The following is a 19,384-nucleotide window of genomic DNA, read 5'->3' on the forward strand; positions in this document are numbered from 1 at the left end:
ATCTCTTTTTACTGGAACGCCGTCTCGTAGAAGCTTCTGAGCTTGCGCGAGTGCAGCGTTTCCGTCGGCATGGCGGCAAGCTTCTGCACGGCGCGGATGCCGATCTGCAGATGCTGGGCGACCTGGGTGCGGTAAAATTCCGTCGCCATGCCTGGCAGCTTCAATTCGCCATGCAGCGGCTTGTCGGAAACGCACAGCAAGGTGCCGTAGGGCACGCGGAAGCGGAAGCCGTTGGCCGCTATGGTGGCGGATTCCATGTCGAGCGCGATGGCGCGGGACTGCGATAGGCGCTTGACGGGACCGGCCTGATCACGGAGCTCCCAGTTGCGGTTGTCGATGGTGGCGACGGTGCCGGTGCGCATGATGCGCTTCAGTTCGAAGCCCTCGTAACCCGTGACTTCGGCGACTGCACCTTCCAGCGCCAGCTGCACTTCGGCAAGCGCCGGGATAGGCACCCACACCGGCAGGTCGTCGTCAAGCACGTGGTCCTCGCGCACATAGGCGTGGGCCAGAACATAGTCGCCCAGCCGCTGGCTGTTGCGCAGGCCGGCGCAATGACCAACCATCAGCCAGGCATGCGGGCGCAGCACGGCGATGTGATCGGTGATCGTCTTGGCGTTGGAGGGGCCGACGCCGATATTGACGAGCGTAATGCCGGCATGACCTTTTTTCTTCAGGTGATAGGCCGGCATCTGCGGCAGTCGGGCCAGCACCGCGTCCGTCTCGGGCTTATCGGAACCCGCATGGGTGATGATGTTGCCCGGCTCCACAAAGGCCGTGTAACCCTCGCCGCCATTCTTCATCATCTGCCTCGCCCAGGCAGCGAATTCGTCGATATAGAACTGGTAGTTGGTGAACAGCACGAAGTTCTGGAAATGGCTGGCGCTCGTCGCCGTATAATGGCTGAGGCGCGCCAGCGAATAATCGATGCGCTGCGCCGTAAAGGGCGCAAGCGGCGCCGGCTCGCCCGGCACCTGATCATATTCACCATTGGCTATGAGATCGTCGGTATTGTTGAGATCGGGCGTATCGAAGAGATCACGCAGCGGCACGTCTGACAGCGACGAAGCCGCCGCTGCCTCGACATACGCGCCTTCACCGAAAGCGAAATGCAGCGGAATGGGCGTAGCCGATTCCGACACCGTGACCGGAACGCCGTGGTTCTTCATAAGAAGCCCCAGCTGTTCCTTGAGATAGTGGCGGAAAAGCTCAGGCCGTGTGATCGTTGTCGTATAGACGCCGGGCGCAGTTACGTGGCCATAGGAAAGGCGGGAATCGACATGGCCGAAAGTGGCGGTCTCGAGGCTGACCTGCGGGTAGCAGGCGCGGTAACGCCCGGCAATCGGCGCGCCCTTGGCAAGGTCTGTGAAGGAATTGATCAGGAACGCCGTGTTGCGTTCGTAGAGCGCGCTCAAAGCCGCAACAGCTTCTTTCGGGTCCGTGAATGTCTGCGGCGCGAAAGGCTCTGGACTGATGAAGGTGAGGGGCGGAATCGTTGGTTTTGCTATTGTCATGGCCCATTATAAGAGGCCAATTTCGACAGGCAAGCGACAGAAATACGAAGAAACTGAAAAGAAACGCGAAAATGCAGCCGGACAATGCTGGCGCGGCAGAAACTCAGCCGAGCGCGCCGCGCTGCAGGCTCATCAGCAGCACGAAGCCGGCGCCTTTGGAGGCTGGGCGGGGATCGGCCTTGTAAACCGCAAGTCCGGCCACCGGGCCGAGAAAGATCGAGGCCATCAGCATCAGCCGCAGTGCGGAGAACAGGCCGTTGGAAAAACTGGTGGTCATTGGCCGGTCCTCACAATACGACGGGGCAATTGGCGGCGGGCGCCGAGCCGTGCTGGCATGCGATTGCCGCACCGGCATTCACGCGCTGGAAACTGCGGTTCGGATTAACGACGAGCGAGGCGAAGGACATGGCGAAGATCGCCATGAGAAACGCGAAGATTGCCAGTCGGCTGATCAGCTTTGTCATGTCCATTCCCCTTTATCGGAGTTGATGGACAGAGTTTTGCCATAGTCGGACTGAACGGACCCTGAGGCCCCGGTTCATATGGTGTTCAGGGATGTTAACGGGCGGTGACATGGCGGATTGATGCCGCAGTGGTGCGCATGTCCAGCTTCAGGACAGAGGGATGTCCGCGCCTGGCGCAAGATCGGTTAGCAGTTTCTCCAATTCTTCACCTTGAGTCACGTCGACAATCGGCACCCGGTGTTCCTGCGCGGATGCCAGCATCTCGGTGTTCTCACGTAGCGAGCGTTCGATGAAGGCGTCCATGATCCGCTGCCTCTTCGCCGTTGCATCTTGGTAGCGTGCTTCAGAGCGCATTCTTCCGAGAAGAAAATCATTGTCGGCATGAAGAAATACGCCCGCCACCGTGCTGTCGAGGAGAGGCGATATGAACTCCGGTCGCAGGGCGGCGCCCTCGAAGATCGTCGTAGTCCCTGTGCCGGATCTTCTGTCAATCATCGCGCGGATCAGCGGCCAGATGTTCTGGTGATGGACCTTGAGAAACCAGTGGATCGTATCCGCCGACAGCTGTGTGTAATATTCCTCAACCGGCACCGGAATACCCGGCCATGGCCTCCCCGGATGGCGGGCGAGACTGTCGGTCGATATCGCCTCGCAGCGCAGCCTTTCGCTGAGCAGGCCGGCCAGCGTGCTTTTGCCGACATGCGAGGTGCCCGCGATCAGAATTGTCGAAAGGGTGGGGCGCATATCGTTGCTCTCATTGGCATCGGATGCAGCGATAATAAACGGATATATGGTTTCCATGCGACGTCTGTTCGCAGCCTGCGCGCGATTCCTGGCAGCCACCGCGCTCTGCGTCGCGAGACGGCAGGCTGGGGGACAAAAGCCCGCCTGCCGTTCCCTGTATTACAGCCGTGTCCAGGTCTGCGATTTGCACAGGACCTTCAGTACGCAACCCTTCATGCTCAGCGAATTCCCCGAAACGGTGCCGGAGCCGCTATAGGTCTTGTCATTGGCGGGATCGGTGATCTCACCCGAGTAGCTGTTTCCCTTTCCCGAAAGCTTGCCGATCTGTTTTCCGGCATGCTTGCCGGTCTTCAGCGTTACGCAGAAAGCGCCGCCGCAGGGGCCGATCACGGCGGTTTCGCCGCTGGCCGTCTTCCAGTTGCCTTCGATCGCCTCGGCGGCAAAGGCAATATTGCCGCTCATCAACAGGGCAGCTGCAATCGTCATCATAAGCTTCATGAAATTCCTCCCGAAATTCGCGCAGGCTTTTCCCAGGCCGGAACGGCCAAGGATGCGATGCGCAGATCAAACTCCCTTCAGCATGCCTCCACCATCTCTGGCCGGCGGCCGCCGTGCGGTGCAACGATTGCTCCTCCCACCGCGCTCTTCCGTGCCCGTTTTATCCTCGTGACGGGCAGGGCGGATAGTATTTGACGTTCACGTAAAAGGAAACAGAAATTTGCGGTGCCGGTGCAGCGTTGGCGTGTGCGGGAAGGGCGAAGGAGAGCAGTTTCGAAAATCGCGGTTCTTATCGTGGTGAAGGAAGGGTTTAAATCCAATTGTAAAGCTTTCGTAAAATTCATCGGAAAGTCCTTAATTTCCGCAGGCAATGATATTTAACAAAAACCCAATTTTACCAATCGTTTGCAGTTTGTTTGCGGCACATTAATCATGCCTTTTAAGCGAGCGTTGAAAGCCTCGTGGCATAGTGAACTCATCAAAAGCGCAGGGAAAACCTGCCGGACGGAAGGACAAAAAAGCCGCAAAAGACGGCAGTCCGGAAGACGCCTCGGCAAGAAGGCGCACGATGAAAACAGGCAGAACGACAGGGATTAAAACAATGGCACGCTTTGACATCAGTGATATCGAAATGGCTGCCGGTGGCGAAACCCGCGCCGACACCCTTTGCAATCTCGGCCTGGTCTATGCGACCGGCCGGGGCTGCAAGGTGGACCTGATCGCGGCCCACAAATGGCTTAACATCGCCGCGATCCGCGGATCGGAAAGAGCGGCTTCTCTCCGTGCGGATCTCGCCCGCAACATGACGAAAGCGGAACTGGCCGAAGCCCTTCGCGCCGCCCGCGACTGGATGACGATGCACTGATCCATCTCCGCGATCCATAAGATTGCCGGTCCGGTTCCCTCCAGTCCCGACGACCGGCCCAAAAGAAAGTAAAACCCGAAGGGGAACGCGGCGAGGGCTCCGAAACGAAGCTTTTGCGCTGACACATCGAACCGCGACCGGCAGGAACAAGGCCGGCGCGGTTTTCTTATGTTCTGCAATGTGTCTTCGCCGGAAAATGATTGTCGCGCAGGGGCTTGCGGGAGGATGTTGATTCGATGCGTGTAACGCGCGGCACTTCCCAACCCACCCTCATTCCTGTGACAAACACAGGAATGAGGGTGGGTTGGGAGCTTACCCGATGGCCTTGAGAACCTTCGGCAATGCCTGCTCGAACAGATCGAGCTTGTCACCCGGCCCAACGCTCACGCGGATGCAACGGTTAAGCGGGGCCACGCCCGGCATGCGGATGAAAACCCCATGGTCCATCAGCCCGTCAACGATGGCGCGCGCATAGGCGCCGTCGCGGTGGCAATCGATGGTAACGAAATTGGTAGCGGAGGGCAGCGGTGAAAGGCCGTTATTGCGGGCGACAGCGGAAATACGATCCCGTGCCTCGGAAATCTTGCCAACCACCTCATGCAGATAGGACTGGTCCTTGAGCGCTGCCAAAGCGCCGGCGATAGAAATACGCGCCATGCCGAAATGGTTGCGGATCTTGTCGAAGGCTTCGACATTGCCAAGCGTACCGATGGCGTAACCCACGCGGGCGCCGGCGAGCCCGTAAGCTTTGGAGAAGGTGCGCATGCGCAGGATATTGGGCTGGCCGATCAGCGCGTCGATAGCAGGCACCGCGCTCGCGGGCGCGGTTTCGCAATAGGCCTCGTCCAGAATGAGCAGGCAGGTTTCCGGCAACGCACGGGCAAATGCCACCACCTCGCTCGCATCCCACCAGCTTCCCATGGGATTGTCCGGATTGGCGAAATAGACGAGCGGCGCGTTTTCCCTGTGAACGAGGTCGAGAAGCCCGTCGAGGTTTTCGTGGTCGTCTACATAGGGCGTGGTCACCAGTTTTCCGCCAAAACCGTTCACGTGATAATTGAAGGTGGGGTAACCTCCCAAAGAGGTGACAACAGGCGTGCCTGGTTCCACGATCAGCCTGGCGATTTCACCGAGCAATCCGTCCACTCCGCCGCCTATGGCGATGTTGCCGCGCGAAACCCCGTGGTGGATGGCAAGCGCTTCCTTCAGCTCGAAATTTTCCGGATCGCTATACATCCAGGTTTCAGCCGCCGCATCGCGCATCGCCAGAAGCACCGATGGGGCGGGGCCGAAGCCGCTTTCGTTTGCACCGATTCGCGCCTCCACCTTCAAGCCGCGGTTCCTTTCTATGGCCTCCGGGCCGACGAAGGGAACGGTGGAGGGAAGCGAAGCGGCAAGCGGCGTGAGGCGTGAAAAAGCGGACATTGACAGAAGTTCCGGGACCTGTGTTTGAAAACCCGGCTCACAATAGGTACAAAAAAACCGGACGCAAGCCGCGCCCGGGGGTTAGATGAGTGTTTGGCAACAGATTTTTGGTTCGCCACGGCACAACGCAAAGATCGGCGGGCTGACGCGCGGTTGCCGCTCAGACGCTGGTCTCGAAGCTCAGCCGGCGGACATGGTGCAGAAATTCGGCATCGATCAGCATGTTGAAGCCGATCGTCACTTTTTCCTCTTCCCGGCGGATCAGCGTGCAGCCGATTTCGTCGCGGATACCGAGAATTTCCAGATAGAAGTTGACCGGCATTTCCAGATCGGCACTGACATCCAGCTCCGCGCCGTAGAGCGAAATGGTGCGCACCAGGCAGCGCATGGTGTCCTTGGCGCTCAGGTGGTGCCCGATGAAGGTGATCTTGCCGGGCCGGTCGATCTGAAATTTCTCATACATCTCGTCCTGCGGGACGTTTTGACCGATATCCATATGTAGAGCCATGACAACCTCCCGGATTGCCTCTTCCGTCTGATTTTAACGCGGCTTCCTTGCCAGGGCATGAAGGAAATATCCGCAATTGTCTCTAGTCCGTATCGACATGGGCCAGCTTTGTGTACGCAACCCGTGTTTCGCCTGTTTAAAACGCACATTATCTCGACTGGTTGCAGAAGGCGGGCGCCCGTTTTGATAATCGGGCATGCTTGCACAGGGCTGGAGCCTCGTGCGGTTGACGCCGGCCGTACTTGGCGTTACGCCTGATCGCGCAACATCGCTTCGCAGCCTCGGGCGTCATCGGCCGGCTGTGATTGTCCTGGGAGTGGAAAGTGACTGGAAGGCTGGTAATCGTCGGGGCGGGGCAGGCCGCTTTTGCGCTGGCGTCGAAGCTCCGGGCGCTGAAGGACGAGCGTGCCATCACCATCATAGGCTCGGAAGATGCCTACCCCTATCAGCGGCCGCCGCTCTCCAAAAAATACCTCCTCGGCGAGATGAGTTTTGACCGGCTGATGTTCCGCCCGGAAGAATGGTATGCCGAAAACAATGTCGATATCCGGCTTTCCACCTGGGTGGAGGAGATAGACCGCGCCGGCAAGACCGTGCGCATGCAGGATGGCAGTACGCTTTCTTATGACCGGCTGGTTCTTGCGACCGGGGCCGCGCCCCGGCTGCTGCCCGCCAGCATCGGTGGCGATCTCGACGGCGTGCTTACCGTCCGTGACAGGCGCGACGCCGACCGCTTGACGGAGGAGATGAAGCCGGGCCGCAGGCTGCTGGTCATTGGTGGCGGTTATATTGGCCTTGAAGCTGCCGCCGTTGCCCGCAAGCTTGGCCTCGAGGTGACGCTGATCGAAATGGCCGACCGTATTCTCCAGCGCGTGGCGGCGAAGGAAACTGCGGATATCATGCGCGGCATTCATGAGGCCCAGGGCGTTTCCATCCGCGAAAAAACCGGTCTCGTGCGCCTCGTCGGCATGGACGGGCGGGTTGCTGCGGCCGAACTTTCAGATGGTTCGACGATCGACGTTGATTTCGTCATCGTCGGCATCGGCGTGACACCGAACGACCGGCTTGCCCGCGAATCGGGTCTCGATGTTGGTAACGGCATCGTGGTTGACGAATATACCCGCACATCCGACCCCGCCATTCATGCGGTGGGCGATTGCGCGCTTCTGCCCTGGCGCGGCCAGCAGGTGAGGATCGAATCGGTCCAGAACGCGGTCGATCAGGCTGAGGCGGCCGCCGCGGTACTGGCCGGCACGGAAGCGGTATACGACGCGAAACCCTGGTTCTGGTCGGATCAGTACGATGTGAAGCTGCAGATCGCCGGCTTCAATCTCGGTTACGACGAGACGATTTTGAGGCCCGGCGCAAGGGAAGGCAGCTGGTCCATCTGGTATTTCCGTGATGGCCGCTTCGTGGCTGTCGATGCCGTCAATGACGCCAAGGCCTATGTTGCGGGTAAGAAACTGCTCGATACAGCCGCCCAACCCGACCGCACAATCCTGGCGGATCCGTCCGCCGATCTGAAATTACTGCTCTCCTGAGGATATCATGCCCGCTGCCGAAAACCGTTTCAAAACCGCCATTCATGCCGGCAAGCCGCAGATTGGCCTGTGGCTCGACATGGGCGAGGCCATTACGGCGGAAATCGCCGGAACGGCTGGCTTCGACTGGCTGGTGATCGACGGTGAGCACGGGCCGAACGACCTGCGCAGCATCATCGACCAGCTGCGCGCGCTTGCCACCTCTGCCGCCGAGCCGGTGGTGCGTGTGCCTGTCGGCGAGAGCTGGATGATCAAGCAGCTTCTGGATGCTGGCGCCCGCACGCTTCTTGTGCCCATGGTCGATTCAGCGGCACAGGCGGAAGCCCTCGTCAGCGCCATGCATTACCCGCCGCGCGGCATTCGCGGCATGGGAGCGGCCGTCGCCCGCGCTTCCGCTTTTAATACAATAACGGATTATGCCGACAGCGCCTCTGCCAGCGTATGCCTGCTGGTGCAGGCGGAAACCCGCGCGGCAATCGAAGATCTCGACAATATTCTTGCGGTGGACGGCGTGGATGGCGTCTTCATCGGCCCGGCGGATCTCGCCGCGGACATGGGTTATCTGGGAAGGATTGACGAAGCGGCGGTGCAGGCGGTTATCGAAGCGGCGATCGTGAAAATCGTCGCGGCTGGCAAGGCCGCCGGCATCCTCACCTTCAATGAAACCTATAATCGCCGTTATCTGGAACTCGGCGCGTCGTTCGTTGCCGTGGGAGCCGATGTCACGGAATTCGCCAATACGCTGCGTGCGCTTTCCGCACGCTACAAGGGTGGGCCGGCAGTGACGCCGTCCGGATCGGGATATTGATCAATCGTCGTTACTGGCGTTCAGCTTCTCCGGCGGAATACCTTCCTCGCCGGAGGCGAGATAACCGCCATTGATGAGGGCGGAGCGGACGATGCGCTGGATTGCCTCGTCTCTGTCGATGCCGTGATCCCTTGCAAAATCAGACAATGCCGCCTCAAGGTCGTCGCTGAACCGCATATTCGCCCCCTTCATTCCTGCCGTTTTTACCAATGCATAAAGGCAAGGCGGGCAAACCCGCCTTGCCTTGATTTAATGCCCGTTCGTCATCAGCGCCAGCGATAAAGGCTGCTGTTCGACGAACTCTGCTGCGTGCTTGTGCCCACCGCATAACCGATCGCGAAACCGAGTGCGCCGACGATCGTCAGCAGGGAGGTGGCGGTGCCTGGATTTTCCTTCACGGCTTCCACGACATTCTGGCCCTGCGCCCGGACATTATGCGCCGCCTTGCGAACGCGGCCGCGCGCCTCATCCAGAAATTCCGATGCATCCTCGCCGACACCTTCCGCACGGGCGGAAACGGATTTGGACAGGGACGCGATCTGCGAACGCAGTTCTGCAATCTGGTTTTCGATCGTGTCTTCGACAACATTTAGTTTCGTCTGAGCCATTAGAACACCTCTTTTGTTACCGAGGTGGAAACGTGCGGGCCCTGAAGAAGTTCCGCAACCGGGCGTAAAGTTAGACCCGCGGTTTATTTGGCCAACAGGTTTTTTGGCTTCTTGGCGAAAAAGCCTTGCAATCATTTTTCTTACGCAATAATCAGGCCGCACCGGAGAGGTGGCCGAGTGGTCGAAGGCGCTCCCCTGCTAAGGGAGTATACGTCAAAAGCGTATCGTGGGTTCGAATCCCATCCTCTCCGCCATTCATTCCTTTAGAACCCACCGACAACGATTGATAATCCTTGGCGTGCGAATCGCAAGTTGTTGCCTCGATTCTCTTTAAATTGCATAGGCGTAATTGCTGCGGGCCTGTTCAGGCCCGGTTAAGCCCGAACGCGGGAATTTAGCGGTTTGGCAACTAAGGACTCCTATGTGCGTTTGAGTCCGCTATCGGGAGCTAAAATCATGAAGCTATTAAACGCAGCAATCTGTCTAGTGTCTCTGGGAGTTCTGGCCGGATGTGTCGACGAGCCGGGTTACCGTTCTGGAGGATATTATAATACGACTGGTGTGTATTATCGATCGTATGACCGCGACCGCTACTACCGGGACTACGACCGCCGTCACTGGGGTGACCGCAGGGAATGGCGCGACCAACGCGATCGCAGGGACTGGCGCGACCGCAACCGGAGTCAAACCGATTGGCGGGATCGGGGACAGCCACGTATGGAGCCAGGGACGGGAAGTCGCCGGGACACGGGAAAGGCACCGGTCATCTTGCCAAATGGTCGCGCGATTTACCCCGACTAAAAACGTCATCACCGCCGGTAGCCCTGGAGGGCACCGCGGAATGTAAGACAGTGGCGCTCTCCATTTAGGAGAGCGGCTGCGGATGATCACGGCTTAACTCGATGGGTACATTTTAGTCGGTTTTAATCGGCTCGGGCGCGCAGGAATCATCGTGTGTGCGCCGTCGGGTCCCACCCGTTGCCTGACACCATGTGGCGAGCTTTTACTGATACATATCCAAAAATCGTGATTAGGATTGGCCGATTAAGTGTGATTCATGGTCGGCTGGATGTCGCGAGAATACGTGTCTGTCTGCCAGATATCGCAGAGCACGGCAGCCTGTTGGGCACTTTGTCGCATATTCAACGTCTAGAGATAAAACACTGGAGCCGCGTCGCCCATTCTGTGGCCGCGTAGACTGTCGCGCAAGAATTTGCACGCCGTGTTCTGACGAATCATTACAAGACATCGCTCGCCTCATCACCTCTTTCCCTATGATTGTTTGGCTCCCATACGACGCCGGAGGCGGGAGGACGCGGAATAGAGCAAAAAAATCCATGCGGCTTTGCCTGCTTAGCAAGGGTTCTCTAAAAACGCCATTAGATGAGAAACAACCTACCGGTTGCCCTAACCAACGGATTCTCAACGGAAATCTTAACGTATCGTAAAGTTTATGCAGGCCCGCGCAGGGCTGTGTGTTGTTTCCGCAACAAACCGAAATGAAGCATGTACGTAAATGCTATTTATCGAATGTTGGCGATTGCAAGCGACGAAACCTTTTGTATTTTCACCACCAGAAGCGAGGCGGTGGATCGTTTGGCTTCTAAGAACACGGGAATGGGGCAGGGAATGCTGTCCTTCAGCGAAAAAACCCAGACCCACTTAAAAACTTTGACTGGAGGTCAACCATGAACATCAAGAGCCTTCTGATCGGCTCCGCTGCGGCTCTCGCAGCAGTATCCGGCGCTCACGCTGCCGACGCTATCGTCGCTGCTGAGCCTGAGCCCCTGGAATACGTTCGCGTTTGCGACGCTTTCGGCACCGGCTTCTTCTACATCCCCGGCACCGAAACCTGCCTGAAGTTCGACGGTTACATCCGTTTCCAGACCGACTTCGGCCGTAACAAGTCCGGCACGTCTGACTGGGATTCCTTCACCCGCGCTCAGTTCAACATCGACACCCGTACCGACACCGAGCTTGGCGCTCTGCGTGGCTACATCGGTTTCCGTGGCGACGCTGACAACGACACGAGCCGCAGCGTCAATGTTGACCAGGCTTTCATCGAACTCGGCGGCCTGAAGGTTGGTTACTACTACAACTGGTGGGATGATGGTCTCTCCGGCGAAACCGATATCCTTTCTTCGAACGACACCCGTCTGAACGCCATCCGTTACACCTACGATGCTGGCTCGTTCTACGTTGGCGTTGCAGTTGAAGAACTGGAAGCTCCGCTCGACGCACGTTCGAACCTCGGCGTCCTGAAGGGCGGCTTCATCGAAGGCCCGAACAACGTTGGTATCAGCGGTATCATCGGCGCCAAGTTCGGCGGCGTAAACGCTAACCTGCTTGGCGGCTACGACACCGACCAGGAAAACGGTGCGATCCGTGCAATCGTCACGGCTGACATCGGTCCGGGCACTCTTGGCCTCTCCGGCGTATGGGCTTCCGGCGCCAACGCTTACTACGAAGAGTCTGAGTGGGCAGTTGCTGCTGAATACGCCATCAAGGCAACTGACAAGCTGACCATCACCCCCGGCTTCCAGTACTTTGGTACGGTTGATATCGGCGCTGACAACGACTTCGTTGGCGATCGTGACGCATGGCGCGCTGGCCTGACGGTTGATTACAAGATCACCCAGGGTCTCTCCACGAAGATTGCTGTTAACTACCAGGACGTCGACGGCACCGAAGGTGTTAACGGCGGTGGCGACCAGTGGACCGGTTTCGTTCGCCTTCAGCGTTCGTTCTAATCTGATCTGACATTGTCAGTGATGGAGACCCCGGCAGAAATGCCGGGGTTTTTCATTTGGATAGGCGCTTTAGCCGGCTATGAGGCAAGGGCGGGAACCGCACGAGGCAAACTTCGGCGCTTTGCTGAAACACCCAATGTGACTTGCATTGATTCGCCATCAAGGAATTCAAATTTACTTCTGAGGCTGATTCTCCAAGGAAGAGAGTGCTGATCCTCGCTCGCGCCCGCGCCTTTGGCCAATTTCTCATGACCTTGTTGTGTCAGAATTTTGGAGAAATGCGTCGCTTCATGTTGTCGGTTTGGTCGGACTCTTCGTTAAGTAACTGAAAAGCATAGTTTATTAACTCATTTTTAACAAACAGCTCCCCGTCGGTTAGAATTGTAGCTATTTCGCAACAATGAGAAACTAAGGACACCTTACTGTCTTCCTTCTGTCATGATTGCGATTGCCTGTCCGGCCGGTTTTGGCTCTAATCATCCTCATAAGCGGCACGCATTTCAGAAGTGCTTCCCACCCGCTGCTTAGAAGATTAAGTTTGACTGGAGGTCAACCATGAACATCAAGAGCCTTCTCATCGGCTCCGCTGCGGCCCTCGCAGCAGTATCCGGCGCTCATGCTGCCGACGCTATCGTCGCTGCTGAGCCCGAGCCCCTGGAATATGTTCGCGTTTGCGACGCTTTCGGCACCGGCTTCTTCTACATCCCCGGCACCGAAACCTGCCTGAAGTTCGGCGGTTACATCCGTTTCCAGACGGACTTCGGTCGCAACCAGTCCGGTACGTCTGACTGGGATTCTTTCACTCGCGCTCAGTTTGAAATCGACACCCGCACCGACACTGAACTCGGCGCTCTGCGCGGCTTCATTGGTTTCCGCGGTCAGGCTGACAACGACACCAACCGTGGCGTCAATGTTGACCAGGCTTTCATCGAACTCGGCGGCCTGAAGGTCGGTTACATGTACACCTGGTGGGATGACGATCTCTCCGGCGAAACCGACATCCTCTCTTCGAACACGACTCGTTCGAACGCTCTGCGTTACACCTACGATGCCGGCTCCTTCTATGCAGGTATCTCGGTTGAGGAATTGGAAACCGCACTTGACAGCGTTTCGAACCTCGGCGTTGCTAAGGGTGGCTTCATCGAAGGCCCGAACAACGTTGGTATCAGCGGTATCATCGGCGCCAAGTTCGGTGCGGTTAGCGCAAACCTGCTTGGTTCCTATGACACCGACCAGGAAAATGGTGCGATCCGTGCAATCGTCACGGCTGACATCGGTCCGGGTACTTTCGGCCTTTCCGGCGCATGGGCTTCCGGTGCAAACTCTTACTACGAAGAGTCTGAGTGGACCGTTGCTGCTGAATACGCCATCAAGGCAACCGACAAGTTGACCATCACCCCCGGTGCACAGTACTTCGGTACGGTTGATATCGGCGCTGACAACGACTTCGTCGGCGATCGCGACGCTTGGCGCGCTGGTGTAACGCTTGACTACCAGATCACGCAGGGCCTTGCTACGAAGGTTGCTGTTAACTACCAGGACGTTGACGGCACCGAAGGTGTTGACAGCGGCGCTGGTGATCAGTGGACCGGTTTCGTTCGCCTTCAGCGTTCGTTCTAATCTGATCTGACATTGTCAGTGATGGAGACCCCGGCAGAAATGCCGGGGTTTTTCTTTTGGAAGACCGGATGGGACTGTAAGTCGTCGGGCATCGCGTGTGCTTTGAAGCATCGACCAGCCCACCTGTCGCTCATCTGTCCAAGCCGTCGGTGTCATCCCTGGGCTTGCCCCAGTGATCCAATCACGTCGCATGAAATCTGAACGCTGCAGATGCTCGGAACGGGCCCGAGCATGACGCAAGGAACCTTAGGCTTCACAGTGGTCAGAAGCGCTCGCCGGCAGGTGCTTGAATGCGCCGCTCGTCGGCTAGGGAAACCGCCTTTACCCGGAGCGCCCATGGCGCAGATCATCAACGATATCGGCCTGTTGCCCGAGCCTCGTCTTGTAGACCTGATAATTTTCCATCACCCGCTGCACGTAGTTGCGTGTTTCGGGGAACGGGATGCGCTCGATCCAGTCGACCACCTCATCGATAGGCTTGCCGCGCGGGTCGCCATAACGGGCGATCCATTCCGGCACACGTTTCGGGCCGGCATTATAGGCGATGAAGGTGAGGATGTAGGAGCCGCCGAAGCTGTCGATCTGCTCGCCGAGATAATGGGCCCCGAGCGTGGCGTTATAGCCCGCATCGCTGGTCAGCATCGCCTGCGTGTAGGGCAGGCCGTGGCGGCCGGCCACGCCCTTGGCGGTTCCCGGCAGCAGTTGCAGCAGGCCGCGGGCATTGGCGGCGGAGACGGCGGCGGGGTTGAAGGCGCTTTCCTGCCGGGCGATCGCATAGGCAAGCGCCTTTCCGGAGCCGGCAATATTGGCGCTGGCGGGAATGACGCCGAGCGGATAGGCGAGTGCGGCCGCATCGATACCGCGGCTGAAGGCCGTCTTGCCGATCTGCAGCGAGACCTGATGATTACCGTTGCCCTCAGCCCGCGCCGCCAGAATGGCAAGCTCGCCGGGACTGTCGAGCTGTTCGGCCAGCGACCTGTAAAGGCTGTCGGCGCGCCAGCCATAACCTGCCGCCTCCAGGCGGTCTATGGCGCGCACGGCTTCGCGGCCGGCAAAGCGTTCTCGGTCGCCATTGCTCGGGCTGGGATAGGTCACGTTCAGCGTCTTCGTGCCGATCCGTGCAGCGGCAAGCTGGCCGTAAAACGTACCGGGATGGGCTGCCGCCTTTGCAAAGAAGTCGCGTGCATCGCCGGGTCCTCCGGCTTCGGCCGCCCTTCCGAGCCAGTAATAGGCGCGGGAGGCTGAAAGTGGCCGGTTTGATGTCTGGAGCAGGGCGTTGAAATGACGCGAAGCCGTGGCCGGGTCGCGCATCGCCCGCAGAGCATACCAGCCGGCATGAAACTCGGCATCGGCGACATCCACCGCTGATGTGGCATTGTGATTGGCGACGATACGATAGGCTTCAGCAAAATCGCCGAGATCGGCGAGGCCGCGCGCGATGATTCGCCGCTCGTTCCACCATTCGCCGGGATTGACCAGCTTGGTAGTATCCTTCGGCGCCTGCCGCAGAAGAGCCGCCGCTTCCGGATATTTCTGCTGGTTGCGCAGGTTCTCCACGCGCGCGAAAAGGAACGCGGGATCATCGCGCCAGCCGGCATCCACCTTGCCGAGCAGGGCGCCGGCATTGGCGGAACGCTGCAGCACAGCCGCCCAGGCATTGTAAAGGGACTGCGCTTTGCCGAGTTCGCCGAAACGTTTCGCCTGGCTGATGCGGCTGCGATACATCAGATAATCCATGCGCGCCTTGTGGTCCGCGGCCGTCAGATAGGCAGGAAAGGCGGCCAGCACGCGGTCTTCCATATCCTTGTCCATGCCTTCGCTCACCCACAGCTGGCGAATGAGTCGCTGCGAATCCACGACCTTGCCGGAGGCGGCCAGCGCCTTGGCGAGAACCACCGTGCCCTCCGCCGTTTCTGGCTTGCTGCCGCCGAATGCAGCAAGCACCTGCTGTGCCGGCGGGTCCTCGCGATAAAGCGCTTTTTCGGAATTGGCCCGCAAAGTCGCGGCGCCCGGCCAGCCGGCGAGTTCGCGCTGTGCTGCGGCGATTTCGGCTGAAGGCACATCCTTCTGGCCCGAAACGGCGATTGCCCATGTGAGGATGTGACGGTCCAGACTGCCGGTCGGCATGGCGTTGCGCAGCGCGATGGCCCGCGCCGCATCGCGCCCGGAAAGCGCGTCGAGGCCTGCCTTCAGCTGGCTCGCATCATCGGGCCGGTTAAGGCGGGGAATGGCGCCGGTAACCTCTGGCGAAGCGGGCATGAAAGCGGGAACGGTGGGCGCATCCGGCTTCACATAGGGAAGCGGCGCGACGCCCTCGGGCAGCGGCCCGGCCAGCGCGTTCCACACGGTTGCGGCAAGGCCCGCCGCCATCAATCCCCAGACTGTTTTTTTCATGCCGTTCTTCATCGTGTAACGGAGTTGCCGACTTTCTTCTAATATCGCTACATTGCAGCGGGATTGCCGAAAAAAGGTCTGATCTCCCGCCTGTAAATCTTGGGATTTCAGGCTTAATGAAATGTTAAGCGCGACCCTGCAATTCAATCAACTTTTATTCACCGGCCCGCGAGCAATGTCGCTTTTCGCTATGTGCATTTAACGCTTGCAGATCACGGCCCGAACACTGTCACACTTCCGACAATTTCGGACAAAATACGCTGCCTTTGCGCTTGTCGGCGCCAAGGGCTGGCACTAATGTGTGCCGGTTTTAACCATCGAATGCGGCCGAAGCATGAACCGGCTCGGCGCCAGGAGCTTTGCATGTTCAAGGGATCAATTCCCGCCCTCATTACCCCGTTCACGGACAATGGCGCCGTGGACGAAAAGGCTTTCGCCGCCCATGTGGAATGGCAGATCGCCGAAGGCAGTAACGGACTTGTGCCGGTGGGCACGACGGGGGAATCCCCGACGCTTTCCCACGACGAGCACAAACGTGTCGTTGAACTGTGCATCGAGGTTGCGGCGAAACGGGTTCCGGTCATTGCGGGTGCAGGCTCCAACAATACCGATGAAGCGATCGAGCTGGCCCTGCATGCGCAGGAAGCGGGTGCGGATGCGCTGCTGGTGGTTACCCCCTATTACAACAAGCCGACCCAGAAGGGCCTGTTCGCCCATTTCTCCGCCGTCGCGGAAGCGGTGAAGCTGCCCATCGTCATCTACAATATTCCGCCGCGCTCGGTGGTGGATATGTTGCCGGAAACCATGGGCGCCCTGGTCAAGGCCCATAAGAACATCGTTGGCGTCAAGGACGCGACGGGCAAGATCGACCGCGTTTCCGAACAGCGCATTTCCTGCGGCAAGGATTTCGTCCAGCTCTCGGGTGAAGACGGTACCGCTCTCGGCTTCAACGCCCATGGCGGTGTCGGCTGCATTTCCGTGACGGCCAACGTGGCACCGCGCCTCTGTTCGGAATTCCAGGCGGCGATGCTTGCCGGCGATTATGCCAAGGCGCTGGAGTACCAGGATCGCCTGATGCCGCTGCATAAGGCCATCTTCATGGAGCCAGGCGTCTGCGGCACAAAATATGCGCTGTCGAAGACGCGCGGCGGCAACCGCCGTGTGCGTTCGCCCTTGATGAGCACGCTGGAACCGGCAACCGAAGCAGCCATCGATGCGGCGCTGAAGCATGCCGGCCTGATGAACTGAGACAGGTCTGAAAAGCCGGAAGGCGCGCAATGGACCGCTTCGCAGCAGAAGCCGTCCCGCGCGCCTTTTCTTTTCGTGGCGACGATACTAAATAGAGGTTCGAAAACCGCTCTCGGCGGCAGGCCGAAGGCGCAATAAGAAAAACAAGGGATTGAAATATCATGGCCCCCAAAGGCAGCCAGCGCGTGGTGAACAAGATCGTTGCGGAAAACCGCAAGGCCCGTTTCAACTACGAAATCGTCGACACCTATGAGGCAGGACTGGTGCTGACCGGCACCGAGGTCAAGTCGCTGCGCGAAGGCAAGGCGAACATTGCCGAATCCTACGCGTCGGACGAGGGCGATGAAATCTGGCTCATTAATTCCCACCTGCCGGAATATCTGCAGGCCAACCGTTTCAACCATGAGCCGCGCCGCCGCCGCAAGCTGCTCCTGAGCAAGCGCGAGATCAACCGCCTGCGCGCCGGCATCAACCGCGAAGGCATGACGCTGGTGCCGCTCAAGATCTACTTCAACGACAGGGGCCGTGCGAAGCTGGAACTGGCGCTCGCCAAGGGCAAGAAGCTGCACGACAAGCGCGAGACGGAGAAGGAACGCGACTGGAACCGGCAGAAGTCGCGGTTGTTGAAGGGTGGGGCGGCCTAAGTTCGCCGCCTTTCGCAGCATGCTCCTCCGTCATGCCGGACTTGATCCGGCATCCAGTCGCAGCGCGTCTGCGCTGTGAGAAGAGCCCTTTCAGCCCAAGGACTTGGGCTGGCTGGATCCCGGCTCAAGGCCGGGATGACGGGAGTTTGTTACTGTCCGCTGCGCCCGTCACGCCGCCCGGTACGTCCGCTCCACATGCGCCTTCGTCGTCGAAACGCTGAACCGGCTGACAAGCGCCGCGAGGTTGGCGCTGACATCGCTCAGATTGTGCGTGGCGGCATTGGTCTCTTCCACCATTGCCGCATTCTTCTGCGTCAGATTGTCCATGCTGTTGATCGCCGCACTGATTTCCTGAATGCCGACGGATTGTTCCTGCGCCGCCTTGGTGAGCGAGGTGATGTGATCCTTGATGTGATCGACCTTGCTGCCGATCGTATTCAGGGATTCACCCGTTTTGTTCACCAGCGAAACGCCCTGCATCACATCCTCGGATGACTTGGCGATCAGTGTCTTGATTTCCTTTGCGGCGGTGGCGGAGCGTTGCGCCAGCTCACGTACTTCCTGGGCGACGACGGCGAAACCCTTGCCAGCCTCGCCGGCGCGCGCGGCTTCCACGCCGGCGTTCAACGCCAATAGATTGGTCTGGAACGAAATCTCATCGATGACGGAAATAATCTGGGTGATCTTCTGCGACGAGTCCTCGATGGCGCCCATCGCTTTCACCGCATCCGTCACCACATTGCGAGAGCGTGCTGCTTCGATGGCCGAACTTTCGACGATGGCCTTGGCCTCTTCGGAACGTTGCGCCGACAATCTGGAAATGGTGGTGATTTCCTCAACGGCTGCGGCGGTTTCCTCAAGCGCGGCCGCCTGCTGCTCCGTCCGGCGGGCCATGTCATCGGTGGCGGAGGTGAGCTCGCGCGTATTGCCGGAAATCTTGTTCGCTTCCTCCACGATCTGGGCGAAGGCACCGGCGAGATTGCCGACAGCGGTGTTGAAATTGGCGATCAGCCCTTCGAATTGCGGCGCGGTCTTTTCGTTGATGCTGGAGGTGAGGTCGCCGTTGGCCAGCCGGTCGAGGGCACTGTTGAGGAGCGTGAGAATATGGTCCTGCTCCTTCTTCATCTGCGCCTGTTCGGCCTCTACCTTATGCCGCTCGGCGGCGAGCACGTCGAGATAGACGGAAATCGAATAGTCCATGTCCAGAAGGGCGGCCTTGATGGTAGCGGACAAGGCGTCCTTCACCTTCCTGGCCTTCTTCTCCATGAATAGGCCCTTCAACTCCGACTCGATCAGGGCCTTGACGATGCCGTCAAGCATCAGCGCATAACCGCCAATGTACCATCGCGGCTCCAGCCCCAGTCTGGCATGGGTGCGGCCGATCGCGGTCACGGCATCTGTATAGTCCGCGTTGAATGTACCGGAGGCGATCCTCGTCCAGTGTTTGAGCTGCATGCCCTTGGCGTGCTGCACATGTGCGTCATTGGCAAAGAACTTCGCCGTCTCCGGCACCGAGCGCACTTTCGCATAGAAGCGGTCCAGCGACGCATCGAGAGAGCCGGTGATGACACCCTTCATGTCTGAGAGATTCTGTCGCTGCTCGTGGCCGAGCCCCAGAAAATTCAGTCTTTCTTCGAGCTGTCGGTCGGTTTTTTCTTGGCCATGCATGTCTAGTCATCCTGCTTTGGCACCCAAATCATGTCGTTGGTGCCGTTACTTGATTTAGACACGTCTAAAATTAACCAAGATATAA

Annotated in this window: 19 protein-coding genes and 1 tRNA gene; 9 read left to right on the plus strand and 11 right to left on the minus strand. The window is 58.8% G+C overall.

Annotated elements, in window-relative coordinates; genetic code table 11:
* Positions 1-8: 8 nt before the first annotated feature.
* From amn to EYD00_RS03365, 5 genes are all read right to left on the minus strand, one after another.
* Complete coding sequence (gene amn, locus EYD00_RS03350; RefSeq protein WP_004440865.1) at positions 9-1,514, minus strand: AMP nucleosidase; 1,506 nt, start codon at positions 1,512-1,514, stop codon at positions 9-11.
* Between the two features lie 103 nt (positions 1,515-1,617).
* Positions 1,618-1,791: a hypothetical protein gene (locus tag EYD00_RS25830; protein WP_004440867.1), complete on the minus strand. Its 174-nt coding sequence runs from the start codon at positions 1,789-1,791 to the stop codon at positions 1,618-1,620.
* Positions 1,792-1,801: 10 nt separating this feature from the next.
* Positions 1,802-1,984 carry a hypothetical protein gene (locus EYD00_RS25835; protein WP_034495855.1) on the minus strand — a complete coding sequence of 61 codons (183 nt, stop codon included), beginning with the start codon at positions 1,982-1,984 and terminating at the stop codon, positions 1,802-1,804.
* A 141-nt stretch (positions 1,985-2,125) separates the two neighbouring features.
* On the minus strand, positions 2,126-2,722 hold the full coding sequence (locus EYD00_RS03360; RefSeq protein WP_004440871.1) for a hypothetical protein: 597 nt from the start codon (positions 2,720-2,722) through the stop codon (positions 2,126-2,128).
* A gap of 159 nt (positions 2,723-2,881) precedes the next feature.
* Positions 2,882-3,220, minus strand: coding sequence for a DUF2147 domain-containing protein (locus EYD00_RS03365; protein WP_004440872.1), 339 nt, complete (start codon positions 3,218-3,220; stop codon positions 2,882-2,884).
* 601 nt (positions 3,221-3,821) lie between these two features.
* On the opposite strand from EYD00_RS03365, the gene EYD00_RS03370 reads away from it, so the two are divergent.
* Positions 3,822-4,085: an SEL1-like repeat protein gene (locus EYD00_RS03370; RefSeq protein ID WP_004440874.1), complete on the plus strand. Its 264-nt coding sequence runs from the start codon at positions 3,822-3,824 to the stop codon at positions 4,083-4,085.
* 312 nt (positions 4,086-4,397) lie between these two features.
* Here EYD00_RS03370 and EYD00_RS03375 read toward each other — a convergent pair whose 3' ends face one another.
* A complete protein-coding gene (locus EYD00_RS03375) occupies positions 4,398-5,510 on the minus strand; it encodes a pyridoxal phosphate-dependent aminotransferase (protein ID WP_004440875.1) in 1,113 nt (370 codons plus the stop codon).
* Positions 5,511-5,670: 160 nt separating this feature from the next.
* Positions 5,671-6,018 carry a hypothetical protein gene (locus EYD00_RS03380; protein ID WP_004440878.1) on the minus strand — a complete coding sequence of 116 codons (348 nt, stop codon included), beginning with the start codon at positions 6,016-6,018 and terminating at the stop codon, positions 5,671-5,673.
* A gap of 323 nt (positions 6,019-6,341) precedes the next feature.
* Between EYD00_RS03380 and EYD00_RS03385 the strand changes: the two genes are divergently transcribed.
* Positions 6,342-7,559, plus strand: coding sequence for an NAD(P)/FAD-dependent oxidoreductase (locus EYD00_RS03385; protein WP_004440881.1), 1,218 nt, complete (start codon positions 6,342-6,344; stop codon positions 7,557-7,559).
* A 7-nt stretch (positions 7,560-7,566) separates the two neighbouring features.
* Positions 7,567-8,367 carry an aldolase/citrate lyase family protein gene (locus tag EYD00_RS03390; protein WP_004440883.1) on the plus strand — a complete coding sequence of 267 codons (801 nt, stop codon included), beginning with the start codon at positions 7,567-7,569 and terminating at the stop codon, positions 8,365-8,367.
* Here the strand turns inward: EYD00_RS03390 and EYD00_RS25840 are convergent, their stop codons facing one another.
* Positions 8,368-8,544 (minus strand): hypothetical protein, encoded by a 177-nt coding sequence (locus EYD00_RS25840; RefSeq protein ID WP_004440886.1) that lies wholly within the window; start codon positions 8,542-8,544, stop codon positions 8,368-8,370. It lies immediately after the preceding gene.
* An 89-nt stretch (positions 8,545-8,633) separates the two neighbouring features.
* Positions 8,634-8,975, minus strand: coding sequence for a hypothetical protein (locus tag EYD00_RS03395; RefSeq protein WP_004440887.1), 342 nt, complete (start codon positions 8,973-8,975; stop codon positions 8,634-8,636).
* 163 nt (positions 8,976-9,138) lie between these two features.
* Here EYD00_RS03395 and EYD00_RS03400 point away from each other — a divergent pair.
* The 4 genes from EYD00_RS03400 (at position 9,139) to EYD00_RS03420 (ending at position 13,345) form a co-directional block, all read left to right on the plus strand.
* Positions 9,139-9,229: transfer RNA gene (locus EYD00_RS03400), tRNA-Ser, on the plus strand.
* A gap of 1,252 nt (positions 9,230-10,481) precedes the next feature.
* Positions 10,482-10,667 carry a hypothetical protein gene (locus tag EYD00_RS25845; protein ID WP_034495850.1) on the plus strand — a complete coding sequence of 62 codons (186 nt, stop codon included), beginning with the start codon at positions 10,482-10,484 and terminating at the stop codon, positions 10,665-10,667.
* On the plus strand, positions 10,664-11,725 hold the full coding sequence (locus EYD00_RS03415; RefSeq protein WP_004440892.1) for a porin: 1,062 nt from the start codon (positions 10,664-10,666) through the stop codon (positions 11,723-11,725). Before EYD00_RS25845 ends, EYD00_RS03415 begins: the two co-directional genes overlap by 4 nt.
* Positions 11,726-12,280: 555 nt before the next feature.
* On the plus strand, positions 12,281-13,345 hold the full coding sequence (locus tag EYD00_RS03420) for a porin (RefSeq protein ID WP_034495848.1): 1,065 nt from the start codon (positions 12,281-12,283) through the stop codon (positions 13,343-13,345).
* Positions 13,346-13,666: 321 nt separating this feature from the next.
* Here the strand turns inward: EYD00_RS03420 and EYD00_RS03425 are convergent, their stop codons facing one another.
* Positions 13,667-15,739, minus strand: coding sequence for a lytic transglycosylase domain-containing protein (locus tag EYD00_RS03425; protein WP_034495845.1), 2,073 nt, complete (start codon positions 15,737-15,739; stop codon positions 13,667-13,669).
* Between the two features lie 363 nt (positions 15,740-16,102).
* Between EYD00_RS03425 and dapA the strand changes: the two genes are divergently transcribed.
* Positions 16,103-16,987, plus strand: coding sequence for a 4-hydroxy-tetrahydrodipicolinate synthase (gene dapA, locus EYD00_RS03435; RefSeq protein ID WP_004440897.1), 885 nt, complete (start codon positions 16,103-16,105; stop codon positions 16,985-16,987).
* A gap of 161 nt (positions 16,988-17,148) precedes the next feature.
* Positions 17,149-17,631 (plus strand): SsrA-binding protein SmpB, encoded by a 483-nt coding sequence (gene smpB, locus EYD00_RS03440; RefSeq protein ID WP_004440898.1) that lies wholly within the window; start codon positions 17,149-17,151, stop codon positions 17,629-17,631.
* Between the two features lie 168 nt (positions 17,632-17,799).
* Here smpB and EYD00_RS03445 read toward each other — a convergent pair whose 3' ends face one another.
* A complete protein-coding gene (locus EYD00_RS03445) occupies positions 17,800-19,299 on the minus strand; it encodes a globin-coupled sensor protein (protein WP_004440899.1) in 1,500 nt (499 codons plus the stop codon).
* Positions 19,300-19,384: the final 85 nt, after the last annotated feature.

Origin of the sequence: Agrobacterium sp. 33MFTa1.1 (genome assembly GCF_004328495.1) — a bacterium.
Taxonomy (GTDB): domain Bacteria; phylum Pseudomonadota; class Alphaproteobacteria; order Rhizobiales; family Rhizobiaceae; genus Agrobacterium; species Agrobacterium pusense.

Coding starts and splice junctions, on each gene's coding strand:
- EYD00_RS25845 (WP_034495850.1), top strand. CDS start 10,482: ATGTACGTAAATGCTATTTATCGAATGTTGGCGATTGCAAGCGACGAA.
- EYD00_RS25840 (WP_004440886.1), bottom strand. CDS start 8,544: ATGCGGTTCAGCGACGACCTTGAGGCGGCATTGTCTGATTTTGCAAGG.
- amn (WP_004440865.1), bottom strand. CDS start 1,514: ATGACAATAGCAAAACCAACGATTCCGCCCCTCACCTTCATCAGTCCA.
- EYD00_RS25830 (WP_004440867.1), bottom strand. CDS start 1,791: ATGACCACCAGTTTTTCCAACGGCCTGTTCTCCGCACTGCGGCTGATG.
- EYD00_RS03420 (WP_034495848.1), top strand. CDS start 12,281: ATGAACATCAAGAGCCTTCTCATCGGCTCCGCTGCGGCCCTCGCAGCA.
- EYD00_RS03365 (WP_004440872.1), bottom strand. CDS start 3,220: ATGAAGCTTATGATGACGATTGCAGCTGCCCTGTTGATGAGCGGCAAT.
- EYD00_RS25835 (WP_034495855.1), bottom strand. CDS start 1,984: ATGGACATGACAAAGCTGATCAGCCGACTGGCAATCTTCGCGTTTCTC.
- EYD00_RS03415 (WP_004440892.1), top strand. CDS start 10,664: ATGAACATCAAGAGCCTTCTGATCGGCTCCGCTGCGGCTCTCGCAGCA.
- dapA (WP_004440897.1), top strand. CDS start 16,103: ATGTTCAAGGGATCAATTCCCGCCCTCATTACCCCGTTCACGGACAAT.
- EYD00_RS03395 (WP_004440887.1), bottom strand. CDS start 8,975: ATGGCTCAGACGAAACTAAATGTTGTCGAAGACACGATCGAAAACCAG.
- EYD00_RS03375 (WP_004440875.1), bottom strand. CDS start 5,510: ATGTCCGCTTTTTCACGCCTCACGCCGCTTGCCGCTTCGCTTCCCTCC.
- EYD00_RS03380 (WP_004440878.1), bottom strand. CDS start 6,018: ATGGCTCTACATATGGATATCGGTCAAAACGTCCCGCAGGACGAGATG.
- EYD00_RS03425 (WP_034495845.1), bottom strand. CDS start 15,739: ATGAAAAAAACAGTCTGGGGATTGATGGCGGCGGGCCTTGCCGCAACC.
- EYD00_RS03390 (WP_004440883.1), top strand. CDS start 7,567: ATGCCCGCTGCCGAAAACCGTTTCAAAACCGCCATTCATGCCGGCAAG.
- EYD00_RS03445 (WP_004440899.1), bottom strand. CDS start 19,299: ATGCATGGCCAAGAAAAAACCGACCGACAGCTCGAAGAAAGACTGAAT.
- smpB (WP_004440898.1), top strand. CDS start 17,149: ATGGCCCCCAAAGGCAGCCAGCGCGTGGTGAACAAGATCGTTGCGGAA.
- EYD00_RS03360 (WP_004440871.1), bottom strand. CDS start 2,722: ATGCGCCCCACCCTTTCGACAATTCTGATCGCGGGCACCTCGCATGTC.
- EYD00_RS03370 (WP_004440874.1), top strand. CDS start 3,822: ATGGCACGCTTTGACATCAGTGATATCGAAATGGCTGCCGGTGGCGAA.